Source organism: Aliivibrio salmonicida LFI1238 (assembly GCF_000196495.1).
GTDB lineage: Bacteria > Pseudomonadota > Gammaproteobacteria > Enterobacterales > Vibrionaceae > Aliivibrio > Aliivibrio salmonicida.
In genome coordinates, this window is record NC_011312.1 from 1272179 (window position 1) to 1290702 (window position 18524).

The 18524-nt window shown below is 36.4% G+C and carries 15 protein-coding genes and 1 pseudogene; all 16 read left to right on the top strand.

What is annotated here, in order from left to right; genetic code table 11:
- The first annotated feature begins 9 nt into the window (after nt 1-9).
- The 16 genes and pseudogenes from VSAL_RS06360 (at nt 10) to VSAL_RS06430 (ending at nt 18494) form a co-directional block, all read left to right on the top strand.
- The gene (locus VSAL_RS06360; protein WP_012549909.1) at nt 10-306 is read left to right on the top strand and encodes a PAAR domain-containing protein; all 297 of its coding nucleotides are present in this window, start codon (nt 10-12) and stop codon (nt 304-306) included.
- Between the two features lie 395 nt (nt 307-701).
- Nucleotides 702-2087, top strand: coding sequence for a type VI secretion system protein TssA (locus tag VSAL_RS06365; protein ID WP_012549910.1), 1386 nt, complete (start codon nt 702-704; stop codon nt 2085-2087).
- A gap of 33 nt (nt 2088-2120) precedes the next feature.
- Nucleotides 2121-2640 (top strand): annotated as a pseudogene (locus tag VSAL_RS06370) (Hcp family type VI secretion system effector).
- Nucleotides 2641-2711: 71 nt separating this feature from the next.
- Entirely contained in the window at nt 2712-3221 is a 510-nt protein-coding gene (gene tssB, locus VSAL_RS06375) for a type VI secretion system contractile sheath small subunit (RefSeq protein ID WP_012549912.1), read from the top strand.
- Nucleotides 3221-4702: a type VI secretion system contractile sheath large subunit gene (gene tssC / locus VSAL_RS06380; protein ID WP_012549913.1), complete on the top strand. Its 1482-nt coding sequence runs from the start codon at nt 3221-3223 to the stop codon at nt 4700-4702. The genes tssB and tssC overlap by 1 nt, the downstream gene beginning before the upstream one ends.
- Nucleotides 4703-4751: 49 nt before the next feature.
- Entirely contained in the window at nt 4752-6113 is a 1362-nt protein-coding gene (locus tag VSAL_RS06385) for a type VI secretion system contractile sheath domain-containing protein (protein ID WP_012549914.1), read from the top strand.
- Nucleotides 6110-6532, top strand: a complete 423-nt coding sequence (locus VSAL_RS06390) for a GPW/gp25 family protein (protein WP_012549915.1) — start codon at nt 6110-6112, stop codon at nt 6530-6532. Before VSAL_RS06385 ends, VSAL_RS06390 begins: the two co-directional genes overlap by 4 nt.
- Nucleotides 6525-8306: a type VI secretion system baseplate subunit TssF gene (tssF, locus tag VSAL_RS06395; RefSeq protein ID WP_012549916.1), complete on the top strand. Its 1782-nt coding sequence runs from the start codon at nt 6525-6527 to the stop codon at nt 8304-8306. The genes VSAL_RS06390 and tssF overlap by 8 nt, the downstream gene beginning before the upstream one ends.
- Nucleotides 8288-9271, top strand: a complete 984-nt coding sequence (locus VSAL_RS06400) for a type VI secretion system baseplate subunit TssG (RefSeq protein ID WP_012549917.1) — start codon at nt 8288-8290, stop codon at nt 9269-9271. Before tssF ends, VSAL_RS06400 begins: the two co-directional genes overlap by 19 nt.
- 6 nt (nt 9272-9277) lie before the next feature.
- Nucleotides 9278-11896: a type VI secretion system ATPase TssH gene (gene tssH / locus VSAL_RS06405; RefSeq protein ID WP_012549918.1), complete on the top strand. Its 2619-nt coding sequence runs from the start codon at nt 9278-9280 to the stop codon at nt 11894-11896.
- Nucleotides 11897-11976: 80 nt separating this feature from the next.
- Entirely contained in the window at nt 11977-12135 is a 159-nt protein-coding gene (locus VSAL_RS23510) for a hypothetical protein (protein WP_012549919.1), read from the top strand.
- Nucleotides 12136-12197: 62 nt separating this feature from the next.
- A complete protein-coding gene (locus VSAL_RS06410) occupies nt 12198-13142 on the top strand; it encodes a type VI secretion system-associated FHA domain protein (RefSeq protein ID WP_012549920.1) in 945 nt (314 codons plus the stop codon).
- A complete protein-coding gene (gene tssJ, locus VSAL_RS06415; protein WP_012549921.1) occupies nt 13139-13603 on the top strand; it encodes a type VI secretion system lipoprotein TssJ in 465 nt (154 codons plus the stop codon). The genes VSAL_RS06410 and tssJ overlap by 4 nt, the downstream gene beginning before the upstream one ends.
- A 2-nt stretch (nt 13604-13605) precedes the next feature.
- The gene (tssK, locus tag VSAL_RS06420; RefSeq protein WP_012549922.1) at nt 13606-14922 is read left to right on the top strand and encodes a type VI secretion system baseplate subunit TssK; all 1317 of its coding nucleotides are present in this window, start codon (nt 13606-13608) and stop codon (nt 14920-14922) included.
- Nucleotides 14923-14929: 7 nt separating this feature from the next.
- Complete coding sequence (gene icmH / locus VSAL_RS06425) at nt 14930-16054, top strand: type IVB secretion system protein IcmH/DotU (protein WP_012549923.1); 1125 nt, start codon at nt 14930-14932, stop codon at nt 16052-16054.
- A 1-nt stretch (nt 16055) separates the two neighbouring features.
- Entirely contained in the window at nt 16056-18494 is a 2439-nt protein-coding gene (locus VSAL_RS06430) for a type VI secretion protein IcmF/TssM N-terminal domain-containing protein (RefSeq protein WP_049940337.1), read from the top strand.
- The last annotated feature ends 30 nt before the right edge of the window (nt 18495-18524 follow it).

The following is an 18524-nucleotide window of genomic DNA, read 5'->3' on the forward strand; positions in this document are numbered from 1 at the left end:
GAGAATAGAATGTTACCAGCAGCTAGAGCAACCGATATGCATATGTGTCCAATGCAAACGCCTGTCGTTGTACCTATTCCACATGTAGGAGGCCCTTTATTACCTTTTCCTACAACTGTCCTGATTGGTAGTTTACCTGCGGCTACTTTAGGGCAGATGTGTATTTGCATAGGGCCGCCTGACAGTATAATTAAAGGCAGTGCAACAGTATTAATTAATAATAAACCAGCAGCTCGTATGGGAGATATGACTGCGCATGGTGGAACAATAATTATGGGAATGCCAACAGTGCTGATTGGTGGTTAATTTATCGTACTAAAATTTTATAGAGATAATTAATAAATTCTTATATTAATAACTGATGCATATTATATTAATTACTGGTTCGAGATCTCTTGTCTTTTTATTAAAAGATACCCTAGTTGTATTGTTTATTTACATGGGTTGCTTATTGGCAGTATTTCTTTCATATATATAGATTAATATTAGTGTGAATTTTGTTTAAAATTAAATAGCTCACATACTGCATGTTAGATCGATTTTTATACTTTAATTTTTATATAAAAATTAATTGTAATTGTAATTGTAATTGTAATTGTAATTGTAATATTTTCGATTGTACGTTAACAAACTTATAAGTTTATTATATTTATAATGAGATCTTATTCATCGAATTTACTGATGTATTGTTTGGAGGATAAATGAGGTTTACACAAAAAAATATTTTAGAGTTTCAAACTCCTATTGCCGAGGATTTGATTTGCGGAGTTTATTTAAAATTAGATAAAGGGGCATTTCGTCCTCTGCGTAATGAGTTTAATGTCGCTCAAACATCTTTACGTAAACTTAGCCAGAACCCAAGCAGCCAAGAGTTGGAATCTTTACAAGATGAGAATTATGAAAATTGGCAAGTGTTATCTACTAGCTTAATGACTACTTTTGAAAATGTGACGAGAGATATTGAGTTAATTGGGTGGTTTATTACTTCTCAAATTTTACTTGATAACTCACTTAGCAGCGTTGCATATTCAATGAATTGGTTTGCTGAGTTATTGGCAGAACAATGGGATTCCATTAATCCTGTATTGCCTGAAGAAAAGTTAAAAGGTGATTCGGATACAGGACGTTTAGTTGAGCAATACGGCGCGAAAGTGAAAGCGTTTTTTCAGTTACTCGGCGATAGTGAGGAAAGCAGTTTATTGTATACACCTTTGTTACTGCTGCCGCTTGTTGGTCACGTTACATTTTATGATTTTCAAAGTGCAGAGCGTAAAGGCGAATTAAGCCAACTCGAACAACAGGCGACATCATTAATTACTTTTGATCGTAATGGTGTTCGACAACGATTAGAAAGTGTGGCCGATTGTCTTTTTCAAATTGAACGTTTAATCACTATTACTAAAACGTATGCTCAAATCGCAGGTGTTAACGCTCCGAACTTTAATTTTGTGAAAACGTTGTTTACTAAATATAACAATGCATTGCAGCAGTTATCGGGAATGAAAGCTGAAGTTAAAGTGACGAGTACAAGTCATAAAGAAAAGCAACGTTTAATTAACCAATCGGTAAATACTGAGACTTGTGGAGAAAATGTTCTATTAGTAGAAGCTGTTTCTCAAGCGAGTGATTCATCTATACCGCTGAGACTAACAGCAGATAACCTCTCGCAAGTAGGTTTAGCAAATAGTATGAATCGTGATTTAGCTTTTCATTTACTTCGAGAAGTATCTAGTTATTTCCGTCAGAGTGAGCCACATAGCCCTGTTTCTTTTTTACTAGAAAAAGCGATTCGTTGGGGGTACTTATCTCTACCTGAGCTATTACAAGAAATGATGGTTGAACAGGATGGAGATAATGTTAATAAGATTTTTAATGCATCAGGATTAAACCACTCTGAACAGATTCTTCTGCCAGAAGTCGGTATACCTCCTTGTGTCATTGAAAAGACTTTAACGTTTACTGAGAGTTCTTCTTTTTCAGAGCCTGTAAACATTGAAGCTAAAGTAGCTCAAGTATCTATTAATGATACTGAACTAAAACAAAATGAAGATGAGTCATCTTCGAGGCCTACAGCGCTTCGTTGGTGAATATATTATGAACTTAAGATAAGGAACGAAAAAATGGCTAGTATTTACATGCGTATTGAGAGTGTTGATGTTAAAGGTGGCGCTACAGTTGAAGGTCTAGAGGGAGCAGGTTGGTTTGCACTGTCTTCTTATGCTTGGGGGGGGGGTACGTAATGTAGCTATGGATATCGGTAATGGCAATAATGCTGATGGTGGCATGGTTGCATTGAGTGAAATTAACCTGAGCAAGCAAGTGGATGGAGCATCTGAAGACTTACTTTCTTACTTATTTAATCCAGGTAAAGAAGGTAAAACAGTAGAGATTGCATTTACTAAACCTGAGGCCGATGGTTCTGGTGCTAAATTGTATTTCCAAGTGAAATTATCTAAAGCACGTCTTGTTTCTTATAACGTTGCGGGCACTGACGGCTCTCAACCACAAGAGAATATTGCACTGTCTTATGTTGAGATCGCACAGAAGCACAATTACGAATTAGATGGTGGTGAAATTAAAGATGGCGGCATCGTTAGTTATAACCTACCTCAAGGTAAGTTATTGTCTGGCGCTCAGTAATTTTTATAATTAAGTACCTCGTAATGAGGTACTTAACTCTTGCTATTTAATTTATAAACGAGGGCACAGCTATGGCTTTGAATTCACAACATAAGCGTGTTAGTAAAAACCGTGTAAGTATTACTTATGATGTTGAAACAAACGGCGCGGTAGAAACCAAAGAATTACCATTTGTTGTTGGTGTTATTGGCGATTTTTCTGGACATAAATCAGAATCAGAAAAAGTTGATTTAGAAGAGCGCGAATTTACAAGTATTGATAAAGATAATTTCGATATGGTAATGGGTCAAGTCGCCCCAACGCTCTCTTATAAAGTTGATAATAAATTAGCGAGTGATGAAAGCCAATTTGAAGTGAATATGAATTTCAGCTCAATGAAAGATTTTCATCCTGAGAGCGTGGTAGAACAAATAGATCCATTGAAGAAGTTAGTAGAAACTCGTAATCAACTTAAAGTGCTATTAAGTAAAGCGGATCGTTCTAGAGATCTTGAGCGATTACTAAAAGAAATCCTACAAAGTACAGATGCAATTCAAGGTTTAGCGCAAGAATTGGGTCTGAATAACGAAGGAGCTGAATAATGTCTACAGAGCAGCAAATAACACCAGAAGGTACTATAGAAGCGGGGATAACAATCAGTATTCTTGATCGTGCGATTACCGCTACAGCTCAAACACCTGTTGATACAACAAAAGAGCTTCTGAGTATTCTGACTTCGCAAGTACTTGATGGTACGGTTACGTGGGATAAAAATTTAACTCTTACTATCGAAAAAGCGATTAATGCAATTGATACTAAAATTTCTGAACAACTTTCATCTGTTATGCAGAACCGTGATTTTCAGAAATTAGAAGGTACTTGGCTTGGTTTACAAAAGCTAGTTAAAAATAGCGATCTTGGGGCTGACCTTAAAATTAAATTAGCAGATTACACTAAAGATGAACTGTTAGAACAATTTGAAGATGCTCCAGCAATCGATCGTAGTCGTTTCTTTAATATGGTTTACCAAGAAGAGTTTGGTACTGCTGGTGGTCAACCTTATGGCGCTTTGATTGGTGACTATGAGTTTGGTTATGGTGACGAAGATGTTGCTTTATTACGCTATATGGGTGAAGTAGCCTCCGCTTCTCATGCACCATTTATTGCAGCAGCAAGTGCAAGCATGTTTGATTTCACTACTTATGCAACTTTCTCAGATGGTAAGCCTGTCGCAGCAGGTTTTGATTCTCCAGCTTATGTTAGTTGGAACGCTTTCCGTGCAAGTGACGACTCTCGTTATGTGGCATTAACTCTGCCTAAAACCATCGCACGTCAGCCTTACGGTGCACAAACAGTACTGGTTAAATCATTTGATTTTGAAGAATTGAAAACACGTGATAATGGCCAACAAATTGTAGGTTCAGATGAAGACTTTGTCTGGAGTAATGCGGCGTATGAATTCGGTTTATTACTAACGCGGTCATTCACTGAATTTGGTTGGTGTACTGCGGTTCGTGGTACTGAGAGCGGCGGCAAAGTTGAGAGCTTACCAAGCTTTGCTTATTACTCAGATGCAGGTGATTTGCTGCAACAATGCCCAACTGAAGTTAATTTAACTGATGAGCGTGAAAAAGAGCTAAGTGAACTTGGTTTCCTTCCATTGGTACACTATAAAAATACAAATTATGCCGTATTTATGGGAGCGCAAACGGCTCATAAACCAAGGGGGAGCCTTGACCCTGATGCAATGGCAAATGCAGCTATTTCAGCTCGTTTACCATACACAATGGCAAGTAGCCGTATCGCTCAATGCTTAAAAGTAATGGGTCGAGATCTCATTGGCTCAAACATCGATCCTAAAGATGTCGAGAAAGATCTAAATGCTTGGATCCACAAAGACGTTAATCCAAATGCGATTGGTAATGAATCGAAAGCCCGCCATCCATTAGTTGAAGCAAAAGTGACAGTTGAAGAGCAAGCTGGCCGCCCTGGTGCGTATTCTGCTGTAGCATATTTACGCCCTTGGCTTCAAATGGAAGAATTAAGCACATCATTACGTATGGTTGCAAATATTCCTAGTTAATCATATTCGGGGGGGATCTCCCTCCGAACTGTTTTGAATTGGATAGTTAATGAATACAATCAATCAATCAATAACGATGCAATCAGAGTTAATATGCTTACCTTGGGAGGAATTATTATCACTCTCTCAAAAAGGCAAAACTGCTCAATTTAAAGTATTGATTACTAAACTAATCGCTAATTTAGATCGTGTGATTAGCGAACAACTTTCAACAGTTATGCAAGACAAACACTTTAAAAAACTGGAAGCAAGTTGGCTTGATCTTCAGTTATTGACAGAAAAACAAGTCTCATCGCGAAGAGTTAAAGTTAAAATATTAGATCTAAGTTGGAGCATGGTGTCAGATGATCTAAATTACTCGTTTGAAATAAAGCAGACTGCTCTATTTAAAAGATTATACGCCAATGAATTTGATACTGGAGGTGGGACCCCTTTTGGTCTTGTTGTTATTGATCATAAAATTACGTCTGATTATGGTGAAGATGAAGACCATGATGACCTTTATACTTTGCAACTATTATCAGAGCTTGCGGAGCGCTCGTTATGTCCAGTGGTGCTAGGGGTTGATGAGTTTTTCTTCGGTGATGATCCTAATCGCCAACTACATGATAACGTGAGAGTAAAACGAATTTTAGATAGTCGTGATTTTCTTTCATGGCAATTATTAAGAGATAAAGCCTCTTCTCGTTTTTTGCATTTGGTTTTACCTGAGTATTTACAACGTCGTCCTTATCAAAATTATGCTGCGGGGTTTATTTTTACTGAAAGTAATTATCGTGATAATGCGCTTTGGGGAAACAGTGCGTATTTACTTGCAGGAAATGTTATTCAAGAATTTGAACGCATTAGTTGGTTTGGTTTTTTGCGTTCATATAATGAAACAGGTACATATGGAGCGATCATTCAACATGATTTATCACTTACCGCTAAAGTTGATATTTATAATGAGGATGATGGTTTTTGGGCAGAACAAGGTTTTGTTCCACTAAGTAGTTTGTATTTAACGGAACAAAAAGGATTCTTTAGTAATCAATCGGTTTGGAAAGCATCAACAGAAGAACTCCAAATGTTGGGGACGTTACAAACTAACTTAATGGCATGTCGTTTCGGGCACTATATTAAAGCTCAGCTCCGAGATCAAATCGGCCGTTACGATAGCATGGAAGATTGCAAACGTGGTTTAGAGAACTGGTTAAAATCTTATATTAGTGAAGTCGATTATGGTGAAGATTCAGTGATGGCTCGTTATCCATTAAAAGCGAGTGAAGTACGTATCAAAGAAGATAGCCAAGACAGCACTCGTTATTTATGCGAAATCATGCTTCAGCCTCAGTATCAATATGAAATGATGGATGCTCAAGTATTATTAACAACTTCTATGCCTGATCAAGCAGTGGGAGGGTCTGCATGAGCTTAATGGCGAAGTTAACTCAATCTTGGACTAATGATGTGGATGCGGTGCGTGATGCGATTATTGATAATATTTGTGATCTTATTTCAAGTCGAGCTCCAATTTGGCCAACGTTAGAATCATCAGATGAATTGGCTGATACGATTGCCTATTCTGGATTACGTAATATGACTCGTGCACAGAGTAAATCGAATAGTGATGTGATTATTGTTGATATTACTCATTTGATCCGTTGCTATGAACCTAGGTTAATTGATGTCTTGATAGAAGTAGAAGAAAAAGAAAAATCAAAAAATCAATTACAGTTTCGTATTTCTGCGACGATGTTATCTGACCAAGGCGAAGAAGCCATTGTATTGAATTCCTTTTTGGATCTAAGTCGAAACATATTGGATGTAAGGAAATCAAATTTTGTCTGATACATTACTGACATATTTTGAACAAGAACTGCGCTTTATTCGAGAGGAAGCGTCGTATTTTTCAGCTCGTCATCCGGGAGCTACAGAAGCACTCGGCATAAGAAAAGACAGTATTGATGATCCTCAAATTTCCCGTTTAATTGAAAGCGTGGCTTTTTTGAATGGTAGATTACAACAGCGTTTAGACGATTCTTTTCCTGAATTTACTGAAAGTCTTATTCGTTTACTTTTTCCTCATTACTTACGTCCAATTCCTTCGTATAGCTTGCTTGATTTTGTGGTTAATAATGATACCAATGCCACTCACCATATTCCGTCAGGAACAGAGTTTGAAGTGCGTGATGAACAGATCAATAGTGCCATATTTCGTACAACAGAAGAGGTAGCCCTTTACCCTTTAAAAATAGAAAGAGTTAACGTTTCTTTTGCTCCATTTGAGTTAGAAAAACCAAAAGGTGCAGAACAATCAAATGCTTTGATAGAAATATCGATCTCTACGGTGGATGATACCGTTGTACTTTCTGAATTATTGATTGAATCATTAAAGCTTCATTTTAAAGGTGAAACCAACTTTGCATTGCGATTGTTTGATCTTTTATCACAAGGTACATCTCAAATTTGTGTCTCAGCACAAGGTAAAAGCTATGAGCTAAGTAGAAATGCAATGAAGCCTGTTGGTTTTGAGGTTAATGATACGATTCTTCCTTATCAAGCGGCGAGCTTTGGTGGCTTTAAGTTGTTAACTGAATTCTTTATGTTTTCAGAGCGATTTAATGGTTTTCATTTTAATTTTGGTGATGTATTAAAGCAGATCGATAGTCATCAATTTAAACTTCAAATATTTATTGATGAATTAAGTGTAGATTTTGCTAGAAGCTTATCTGCCGAACGTTTTTCACTATTTACCACACCGATAGTGAATTTACATCAAATGGTTTCAGATCCGCTTGACGTTGATTTTTTTAAGAAACAATACCCAATAATACTTGATGCAAATCAAGGGCATAATTTAGAGCTATTTTCAGTTGATGAAGTTATGGATGTTACACAAGTAGAACCTACCAAAATAGCTCAAATTTATGGTGAAAAATTTAATGGTAGTGAATCAGGGTTGCGTTGGCAGTTAGTGCAGACTCTACATGAAAATGGTTTGTTAGAAAGTGCATTAAAAGTAGCTGATCTGGAGCATATTAGTGCAGAAAGTGAATCTCAAACTTGGTTAGTGAATGCAACGGTGACTGATGGCATGGTAACGAGCCATTTATCATTATTAAGTGAAATTGAATGTCGTGAATCATTAACTATTCCAGCAGATATCCAGTTATTACGTCGACCATCATTACCTATGCGTAGTAAAGAAACCAATAAAAATGTATGGACTTTACTGTGTCATTTACATTTTAATTACCATTCTATTTTAGGCTCAGATGATCCTGTTGAAACATTAAAAAATGTATTTGATTTATATAATCATAATCAAAACCCACAAAATTACGCTTATATCGAATCTGTAACGACAATAGAGCAAGAACAAGTAGTCGCTCCAATTCGAATATCAGGAAAAACATGTTTTGCTTACGGAACGAAGATAACAATCACTCTTGATCCTACTAATGTGAATGGAGGGATCTGCTTGTTTGGCCATATTCTTGAACGCTTCTTTGCGTATTTTGCAGGGTTTAATAGTTTTACTCAGGTAAATATTAAGTTGAAGGGACAAGATGAGCTTTATATGGCCTTTCCAAGGAGATCTGGATGCAAAATTTTGTTGTAGTACGTTTAAATAATAATCAACAAGATGTTGAGTTAGATAAAGCGTGGCAGCTATTTAAGCATCAAGCTGAGCATAATGGAGTTCGTCCGAATATAGCTTTTAGCGCAGAGCAACTGCCTGCGTATTACCAAACTCAAGTTACTGAAGTATACCGAAATAATATTGGTAATTATGTAATCAAGACGCCTTTAGCAGCTTTGTCGGGTTGTAAAGGAACGATACCAAGGCAAATGTATCGTCAGGTATTGAGTGCTCAATTTGATTTGGGTGATGAAGCACCAGTTGATTTCTTTGATGTATTTAACAACCGCTATTTTCGTTTGTATTGCCAAGCAGAGTTGAAGCATGACTTAAGTAGTCAAGCTGAGGAAGAAACCTTTACATGGAACCTTCACCAGCAATCATTGACAACCATGCTATCGAGCTTATGTGGTCTTGGTGAAAATAATAGTGCGATTCCAAAACAGGATTTAATTCAATATACCGGTTTATTGGGTTTGAAATTAACTTGTCCGTTTGCGCTCAAGTTATTGTTAGAAGACTATTTTGATGCTGAGTTTGTGATAAAAACAAGTGAGTTAGAGTACCAACCTTTAACGCCTTGTACATTAACGCAGTTAGGTAAAATAGGACAGAATAGGCAGTTAGGTATGGGAGCACTCGTTGGAAAAAGTGCACCTATGGTTGGCCAAAAGTTACATATTAAAGTGTGTCCACGAAATTATAGTCACTATATTAAGATTCGTAGTGATAGAAAAATGATTAGTGCCATTGAGCATTTAGTACGAAGTTACATGGGAATTAACATTAAATATAAGCTTTACATGAAAGTGGATAGCCGATATTTGCCAAGAGTTCAACTAACTAGTAATGCAGACAAAGGCTTAAAAGTAGGTCAATCAGCCTGGATGAACAGTCGTTTAAACAAGCAACAGCATGTTGAAATGCTACTAACAACAAGTTAATTAATTATGATAAATATTGAATTACAAAGTCTAGTAAAAAGATTAACCCCGGGGATGAAGGCTTCACTTGAAGCCGCAGCAGGAGAATGTGTTCAGCGTGGTCATTTTTCAATTGAATTTGAGCATTGGTTTGTCCAATTATTGCAACAGCCGACTGTGGGTTGGCAAAAAGCGGTTGAGCAAACTGGAATGGCAAGCGAAAGTATTCTTGAGCAACTTAATAACCACTTGTCTAGTTTACCTCGTGGCAATGACTCTGCACCGTCATTGTCACCCCAATTAGTTGAATTATTAAAAGACGCTTGGATGATTGGTTCTCTTAATCACGCTCAACTATCGATGAATGAATTTCATGTACTAATTGTATTAAAACAAAGAATTGAACAGGGGGCATATAACGGTGCGTTATCTACCTGGATAAAAAGTTTGTCGTCTGAATGGCTAAATCGTCAATCGATTACTAAGACGGCATCAAGTCATCTTTCATCAACTTCTATGTTATGTGGTAAAAACCAAGGTATGGAAGGCAACATGAGTACTCCTGCTCTTGATAAGTACTCACAAAATTTAACTCAAGCGGCACGGAATGGTGATTTAGACCCAATCTCTGGGCGTGGTAATGAGATCAGAAAAGCCATCGATATCTTGTGTCGTCGCCGTCAAAATAGTCCAATTTTAGTTGGTGATCCGGGAGTGGGTAAAACTGCTATTGTAGAAGGCTTAGCACAACAAATTGTAGACGGTAACGTGCCACCGGCATTAAAAAACGTAGAATTACGCAATTTAGATTTATCACTACTTCAAGCAGGAGCAAGTATTAAAGGTGAGTTTGAGAACCGCCTTAAAGATGTGATTAATGAAATTAAACAATCAGCAACACCAATTATTGTGTTTATTGATGAAGCGCATACTTTAATTGGAGCGGGTGGTGCAGCTGGTCAAAATGATGCCGCGAATATCTTAAAACCCGCGTTGGCTCGTGGTGAATTTCGTTCTATTGCAGCCACAACATGGGCTGAGTATAAGCAGTATTTTGAATCAGATGCCGCCTTAAGTCGTCGCTTTCAAGTCGTATCGATTGGTGAACCTAGTGAAGGTGATGCAATACACATGCTCAGCGGTGTAAAGACATGTTTAGAGAAACACCATAATGTAAAAGTAATGCAAGAGGCAATTAATGCCGCAGTTTCATTATCTATTCGCTATTTACCGGAACGAAAATTACCGGATAAAGCGATAAGCTTATTAGATACAGCTTGTTCTCGAATTGGGTTAAGCCAAAGTGCTCCCCCTCGGCAGTTAGAAGCAGTAGCTGAGCAAATCTGCTATGTTGAAAATGAAATCACAACCTTGAATCATGAAGCTGCATTATGGTCAATTGATGATGATCGTTTAGAGCAAGTTCAACAACGTTTAATTGATCTACAAGAACAGCATCAAGAAATAGGTAAGTGTTGGGAGCAAGAAAAAACCTTGGTAGAGGAGATCATTGTTCTGCAAACAAAACTAGATGAACAGTTTCTAAATGGTGATGATTTATCAGAAAATGAAGATAAATTCCTTTTAGCGATAAAGATGACAGAGTTGCATGCAATACAAGATGATCAACCTTTAGTGCTTCCTCAAGTGAACGAACAAACCATAGCGGAAGTGATCTCTTTATGGACAGGAATCCCTGTCGGGAATATGTTAAAAGAAGAAGTTGAACATTTAATGCATCTTGAAAAGCATATTGGTGAGCGAGTTATTGGTCAAATAGCTCCTATTGCGGAGATCTCTAAAGCGATCCGTATGTCTCGTGCAGGATTGACTGATCTTCGTAAGCCTGTCGGCGTGTTCTTGATGTGTGGCCCAAGTGGTGTTGGTAAAACAGAAACAGCATTAGCGTTAACAGATCTGCTTTATGGTGGTAAGCGTAACATAACCACAATTAACATGACTGAATTTAAGGAAGAACATAAAGTATCTACGCTTCTTGGCTCTCCTGCCGGTTATGTCGGGTACGGTAAAGGTGGTGTATTAACAGAAGCTGTACGTAAAAATCCATATTCCGTTTTATTATTGGATGAGATGGAAAAAGCGCACCCTGGTGTTCATGATATCTTCTATCAAATTTTTGATAAAGGCTCTATTTCAGACAGTGAAGGTCGTGAAGTTGATTTCCGTAATACCATCATCATTATGACATCTAATGCAGCCGATAGTGCGGTAGTTAATGGATGTGCTGATGGCCGTCCTTCTATCTCAATATTAACCAAAGCTATCTTCCCTGAGCTGCAGAATTTCTTTAAACCTGCCTTCTTAGGTCGAACAACAATAGTGCCTTATTTCCCACTGAATGATGAAGAGATGAGTAAGATTGCTCAATTGTCTTTACGCCGCATTGAAAAACGAATTAAGCAACATTATAACGCGACGTTTGATTACGACACTCAAGTTATTGAACTGTTAGTGAGTATGAATCAATCACCAGAAACGGGAGCCCGTGCAATTGAACAATTAATTAATCGTCAATTAATGCCAGAGCTAGCGAATCAATGCATCGTGAGAATGAGTCAATCACAGCCAATTAGTGAAGTATTACTTACAGTGAATGGCAATAAATTTCAAATCGATATTAAATAAGCTATTCGCCAGATCATTTAAATAAGTGTTCTGACGTTAATTATAACAAATAAATTAATCTCATCTTACATAAGGGGTCAATGGTTACCGTGATCTTAGATAATAAACACCTATTTTGGTATGAAATTCAGGCTGTAGGTTTACCTGCAGCGTCTTTTATTGCAATAGGAGTTGAAGAAGATTTCCTTAATGAAAGAAATCAACATCAATTGGATCTATTTTTCGAAATTATTTGTTAAAAAATTCCTACGGTTCTTAACTGAATTTAACCGTTCGATACAACAATGTAAGGGTAAATAATATGCCTATATCGATAAGAATAATTAGCTCGCCAGACGGAGAAAGTATCTCTGAGTGGAATAAACTACTTCCTGAAGAAGGAGGAAGTATCGGTCGTGCTTTTGGTGCTTCTATTCAATTAAGTGATGCTATTCGAGAGGTCTCAGCCTCTCATGCCATCATTAAAAAAACATCTCGTGGTTATCAAATCATCGATGATAGTACTAATGGTTTATTTATTAATGGTTCAGATAAACCGCTTGGTTTAAGTAATCAAACAGCATTAAATGATGGAGATATTCTTGATATCGGTCGTTATCGCTTATTGGTGTCTTGTTTTGTTCCTGAACAAGCCCAGATACAGGATTTTTCAACGTTATCTGAAGACTTCTCATTAGGAGGTGACCCTTTTAATATCTCTGAAGTTGAGCCTTCGTTTTCTTCAAGTTTTGTTCATAAAGAACCGGAATTAGATTTTGCGTTTTCTGATTGCAATATTATTGGTGATAACCCGTTTAATATCGAAGATATAAAAAAAGTACAAGAACATAAAGAAGTAAATTTAAGCTTTGTGGCATTAGATGATGACCCATTTTCAGGTTCAGAGCTTCAATTAAATTTACCTTTAGAATCAAAGGAAGGTAAAGCCTCAATACAAGAAAGCGCAGATGATAAATACGCATTTATAGTTGATCAAAAAAGTGAAGAACGAACGCAGCTACATATGAATAGAGCCCTAGAAATGGCGTTAACCCGTTTGTTGTCAGATATTTCACCTCATGCAATGGAAGATATGTTTGATGAGATTTCAAGACCAAGTTTTTTTAGTGGTGTACCAAAATATTGGGATATGTATAAGCGTTATTTTACTCGACAAGTTGAAAACAAAGATTGGCAAATTAAATTTCATGCTTATTTTCATGATGCAATCCGTCTGCAGCGTAACCTAGAACGAGGCAACAAATGAGAAAGTGGTTAATGTCATCTATTGTTGTTTTGTTACTATCAGGTTGTAGTTTTAGTGGTGAAGAATTTACTCCTCAAGTTGTACTTAATATAAAAGCTGCTTCAAATATCAACCCTAATGTAGAAGGAAAGCCTTCACCGTTAGAATTACGTGTATATCAGTTAACTGATAGTCAAGCGTTTTCACAGGCAGATTTTATTCAAATTTATAATGATGAGCAGGGTGTCTTAAAAGCAGAGTTATTACTTGCTCGTCAATTAGAAAGCATTTTACCAGGAGAAACACGTCAAGAAGTATTTCCTCTTGCTGCAGAAACTAAATATATCGGTGTTATTGCAGAGTTTGCTGCCTACCGTGAAGCAAAAAATAAAGTTATCTATAAACCGATAATCTTAGGAATTACAGCCATTAATATTGAAGTCGATGGGATTAATCTATCAGTATCAGGCGAAGAGGAATAATAATGGACAATAAAAAAGTCGTTTGGAGTGAAGGAATGTTTCTTTCTCCGCAGCATTTTCAACAGCAAACACGTTATATTGAACATTTAACTCGTGAATTTACAGAACAAATTGCACCTCAAGGAAGTGGACTAACCTTACTTGAACTTGATCGCTCTATGCTTAATATAGGTAAAGTTTCTGTTCGTCGGGCAAGGGGGATCTTTCAGGATGGAACGCCATTTGAAATTAATCGTGGTCTTGTTTTAGATATACCTAAAAATACAAATCACAAAAAAGTATATCTTGCTTTATCTGTATCACGACCTGGTGCGGTAGATGTTGGGGCCAATCAGCATTTACGTCATTCTTCTGTAGATCATCCAGTATTCGATACTAGTCGTGAGCACTGTGAATCAGTACTGCTAGAGATTGCTGAGCTTAATATTGTTTTAAAATTAGAAGATGAAGAGTTACAAGATTACACTCTCATATCCGTTTGTGAGGTAATTGAGCATAAATCAGAAGGTGCAGTACTTCTTAATCAAGCTTTTGTACCGCATTGTTTGCAGTTTGGAGTATCTAATTATCTGAAAGATAGTGTGGCTGACGTTTTAGCCCAAGTGCAGTATCGTGTAATGACAATATCGACTCGACTGCAAACTGAAAATGACAGTAAAAGTTATCAAGCGATGATGCGTGATTATTTATGGCTGCAAGCCTTAGGTGCTTGGATGCCTAAATTACAACAATGGAATCAAGATGGCAGCTTATTAACTAAACACTTGTATTTAGAATGCCTGTCAATGGCAGGTCAAATGCAAGGTCTTGAAGGAAAAATGCCTAAAGACTCTTTAGTGTGGGATCAAAACAACTTATACAGCATCTTTTCTGTGATTTTCTCTGAATTATTAGTGTTGTTACGTGAAGTTCAAATAGATAACTTAACAACTTTATCATGGGATAAGCAATTATTTGTTTCTCGACGTTTACTCCGCACATTAGTTAAAGATCGCAGTTTATATAATGAAGGACGTTTTATTCTGGTTGCTACGTCCCCCTTAGGTGCATCGCGTCTTAGTGAAGAGTTTCCTAAAGCGATTAAACTTGCAGGTAATAGTGATATTGCGGGTTTAGTTCGTAATGCCTTATCCGGTGTTGGGTTACGAAACCTGCCTTATGCGCCTTCAGAGCTTAAATCTAAACACGATGCCGCGTATTTTGAAATTGATACTAAATCTGAATTATGGCAAGCCTTAGTGAAAAATGATGAGCCTATCGCCTTGCATATCGACGACCGTATCGAAGATGTTCACGTTGAATTTCATGTAATTAGGTAGGTGGTTTGTGAGTGAATTATTTAATGACGAAGCGACAATAGAACTTCGTCATACTAAAGAAAAAATACCGGCAAAGAAAAAAAATGCAGAACTTAAGGATATAGATCTCTTAGGTGCAGAGTGGTTGATTGATAACCTCTCTGTTTATAATAGCTCGTTATTGAATTCTGCAACTGAGCTATTTGCAATTTTGGTCACTTTATCTCGTCAAGGCGAACCGCGAGATATAAATCGATTTAGGCAACGTTTGTTGGATGAAATATCTGTATTTCGCCAACGTGGAGCACATCTTGAATATCACCCAAGTATTATAGAAAAAAGTTGTTTTGTATTATGTGCCGCTTTTGATGAAGCCATTCTTTATACGCAATGGGGGGAAAGTGCTCGTTGGGAAAACCATTCATTATTAAGTAAGGTTTTTTCTCAACGTAACGGGGGCGAAGCTTTTTTTACATTATTGGATAAAGCGAGCCAACAGCCAGCAAAATTAGTAGATTTTTTAGAATTGCAATACGTTTTACTTATGTTGGGATTTAAAGGACGTTTCCGTCACGATAATGAAAATGTTTTACATGAAATTCAATCAAATGTGTATTCCATTATTCGTCATTATCGCAGTGAATCTGTATTACCTGTACCAAAAATACCAGAACTAATTGAAGGTAAACAACCATGGTTAATGCTAAGTATGTCGAAAACATTAGTGATTGCTTTCTTTATCACAATCATAGTTTATGGTGCGTCAGAGTATTGGTATTTTAATCGTAGCCAGCCAATTCTTGCACAATTTAATGCTATCAATACGTCTAGTGTAGGTAAGAAAAATAACAAAGAATTAATTAATATTAGTTCGGGTTCAGATATTGGGAAAATAGTTGATAATAGAAAACAAGAACTTAAAGAAACTCTGCAATGGGAAGTTGTGCTTGCTGCATTTACTCGTTCATTAGATGCTGTGCGGTTGGTGTCAGAATTACAGCAAGCGGGGTATGAACCATTCACACGAGAAACAGACCATGGTGTCGAGCTTTATATTAGAGCTGGAGATAATTTATCGGTTATACGAAAGCTCAAAAATGAATTAAATATTCGCTTTGACTTGAATGCTACGATTAAGAGAGCGCAGATATAATATGATGAAAAAGATCAGTGCGGTTTTGTTTGTGATATTAATCATCATAGGAACAATATTATGTTGGACTTACTTATTTAACGATGAATGGAAATGGGCAAAATATACCATGACAGCTCTTAGTTCCGTGGTTATTCTGTTATTAACACGGTTATGGTATAAAAAATACATAAAAAAGCAATCAGTTAATGAAAAACATGATCAACAGATTTTACTAAACCAAGATACATGTATTATCGAACAATTGTTTAAAGTTGCGACAAAAAAAATACGAGGTACAGGTAGAAATAAATTAGATAGCTTGTATAGTTTGCCTTGGTACTTAGTGTTAGGTAATGGGGAAAATGATAAAAGTGATCTACTGAGACAAAATGGATTAGAACCTATCTTTGATAAGCATCTTGAAGGTGGAGATCCTGAACAATACCTTAAGTTTTGGAATAATGATCAAATAGTTGTGATTGAAGTTGGTCACCGTTTATTTTCTGACGAAGGAATTGACGAGCAATTATGGCAAGTGTTAGCAAACCAGCTATTAAGATATCGTCCTCGCCAAGGCTTAAATGGTGCTATTTCTATTATTGGTTGTAATCGTTTGCTTGAAAGTGATCGACAAGATTGTCAAAAATTAAGTAATGTTTATCAAGAAGCAATTTTGTCAATGGGAAGAATGTTAGCACTAACACTTCCTGTATATAGTGTCTTCTCAAAAGCAGATAGCATTGCTGATTTTGTTGAATTTTTTGAAGGTTTTTCTGGTCGTGATGTAGAGAATCCATTGGGTGTGACATTTCCATACACAAAATCTCGCCGTTTTGATAAATACCAATTTGAAGATCAAAGCAAAGTTCTGATTAAAGCGGTTGCTCAACAGCAATTTGAGTTATTACGTAACATTAATAGTGAAAAAACGAGTTCAATAATCGCTTTACCTTATCAACTTCGTATTTTTCTTGAGCGAGTAAATGAATTATTAACTGATATTGGTCATGAAAATCGAGTTCGTGAAGCAGTATGGCTCCGTGGCGTTTATTTATTGTCGTCAGGTAAAAAGGGTAGAGAGCATGACTTATTAACACAAGTTATTGCTGAACGAACAGAATTCAATTCTCACAGTTACCGTGAGCAAAAACCAAGTCGCCGTAGTTATTTCTCAACTCGTTTATTTAGTCATGTCATTTTACCAGAAAAAGGTATTACAGGTGTAAATGAGTTACGTCATTCCGGTTATCTTGTTGTGCGAAGTGTCATGGTTTTATTGGTTCTAGGGGTGGGGGCCTTTACTGGGTCCCTATTAAAAAATAATTGGAATCAAGATGAGCAATTTCGTGCAGATGCTATGACACAAGTAAAATTATACAGTAATGATGTTAAGCGTCTTAATAATAATTATTCAATATCTGATATAATAGCATTACTTAATGAATTGAGAGATGTTTCAAAAAAAGGAATAGAGCCTAAATCTTGGTATCAGAAAATTAGTATTAAACAAACTGAAACAGCTGATCGTATTTATAAAGCTTATGAAGATCAACTTAATTTAATTTTATTGCCAAAGATTGAAAAATTAATTAGTTCAGAATTATATGCATTTGTGAGTTTAAGTAATCCAAATAAAATATTTGAAGTATTACGTTATTATCAAATGTTATTTGATGTTCAGCGTTTAAATATTAGTGAAATGAAAGGTTACATTATCAATAATATGAAAGTACAAGGAGACCTATCTTCAGATGATATTAATATTTTATCGCTATTAATAACGGATTTATTTAACGGTAATTATCAACATCGTTTAGAAAAAAATAATTCTCTTATTGCTGTCGCAACTAATAATTTGGAAGGTTTATCCCCTGAACGTCTTATTTATGCTCGTATAAAAGAGCTGCCTAAATATCGTAATAAAGTTGATATACGTCGTCAGCTTGGAGCTAAGTTTGACACTATCTTTGAGTTTTCAAATGATTTTCATGGTTATTTAATTCCTGAGATATATACAAAGCAAGGATATAGTACGATTGATTTGACCGCAAAATCAGAACTTTTGCGCCGTCAATTAGGGGCATTTAAAGAGATCCAAGGCAATATGTCGGGTGCATCTTTAATGGAATTGACAGAGTTAAGTAAGCAAATACAACGCTTATATTTTGCTGATTATATCTACTACTGGAAAGATTTAGTTAATAACATCCAAGTTAAAAACTTTAACTCTCAGGCTGAATTTGCTAATGCATTAAAAAATGCGCGAGAACCAGCAACAAGTCCAGTTCTTGATGTGCTTGGAGCTCTTGTTGTAAACACTACACTAGCAGTAGAGGAACAACCTAACACTAAAGGAAATAAGAAAGTAGCCAATCAACTAGGTTTGAAAAAAATAGCTAAAGGCTTAAGTCAAGCCGATAAAATAAACCGTGCTGTAGGGGTAATGCCGATCATTTAAGGTAAATATGATCGGTTGACCGATCCTTTT

Excerpts from the sequence above, each read along its gene's own strand:
- tssH (WP_012549918.1), top strand. The coding sequence starts at position 9,278 with ATGATAAATATTGAATTACAAAGTCTAGTAAAAAGATTAACCCCGGGG.
- VSAL_RS06400 (WP_012549917.1), top strand. The coding sequence starts at position 8,288 with ATGCAAAATTTTGTTGTAGTACGTTTAAATAATAATCAACAAGATGTT.
- VSAL_RS06390 (WP_012549915.1), top strand. The coding sequence starts at position 6,110 with ATGAGCTTAATGGCGAAGTTAACTCAATCTTGGACTAATGATGTGGAT.
- tssB (WP_012549912.1), top strand. The coding sequence starts at position 2,712 with ATGGCTTTGAATTCACAACATAAGCGTGTTAGTAAAAACCGTGTAAGT.
- tssK (WP_012549922.1), top strand. The coding sequence starts at position 13,606 with ATGGACAATAAAAAAGTCGTTTGGAGTGAAGGAATGTTTCTTTCTCCG.
- VSAL_RS23510 (WP_012549919.1), top strand. The coding sequence starts at position 11,977 with ATGGTTACCGTGATCTTAGATAATAAACACCTATTTTGGTATGAAATT.
- VSAL_RS06410 (WP_012549920.1), top strand. The coding sequence starts at position 12,198 with ATGCCTATATCGATAAGAATAATTAGCTCGCCAGACGGAGAAAGTATC.
- VSAL_RS06385 (WP_012549914.1), top strand. The coding sequence starts at position 4,752 with ATGAATACAATCAATCAATCAATAACGATGCAATCAGAGTTAATATGC.
- VSAL_RS06360 (WP_012549909.1), top strand. The coding sequence starts at position 10 with ATGTTACCAGCAGCTAGAGCAACCGATATGCATATGTGTCCAATGCAA.
- tssJ (WP_012549921.1), top strand. The coding sequence starts at position 13,139 with ATGAGAAAGTGGTTAATGTCATCTATTGTTGTTTTGTTACTATCAGGT.
- tssC (WP_012549913.1), top strand. The coding sequence starts at position 3,221 with ATGTCTACAGAGCAGCAAATAACACCAGAAGGTACTATAGAAGCGGGG.
- VSAL_RS06430 (WP_049940337.1), top strand. The coding sequence starts at position 16,056 with ATGATGAAAAAGATCAGTGCGGTTTTGTTTGTGATATTAATCATCATA.
- VSAL_RS06365 (WP_012549910.1), top strand. The coding sequence starts at position 702 with ATGAGGTTTACACAAAAAAATATTTTAGAGTTTCAAACTCCTATTGCC.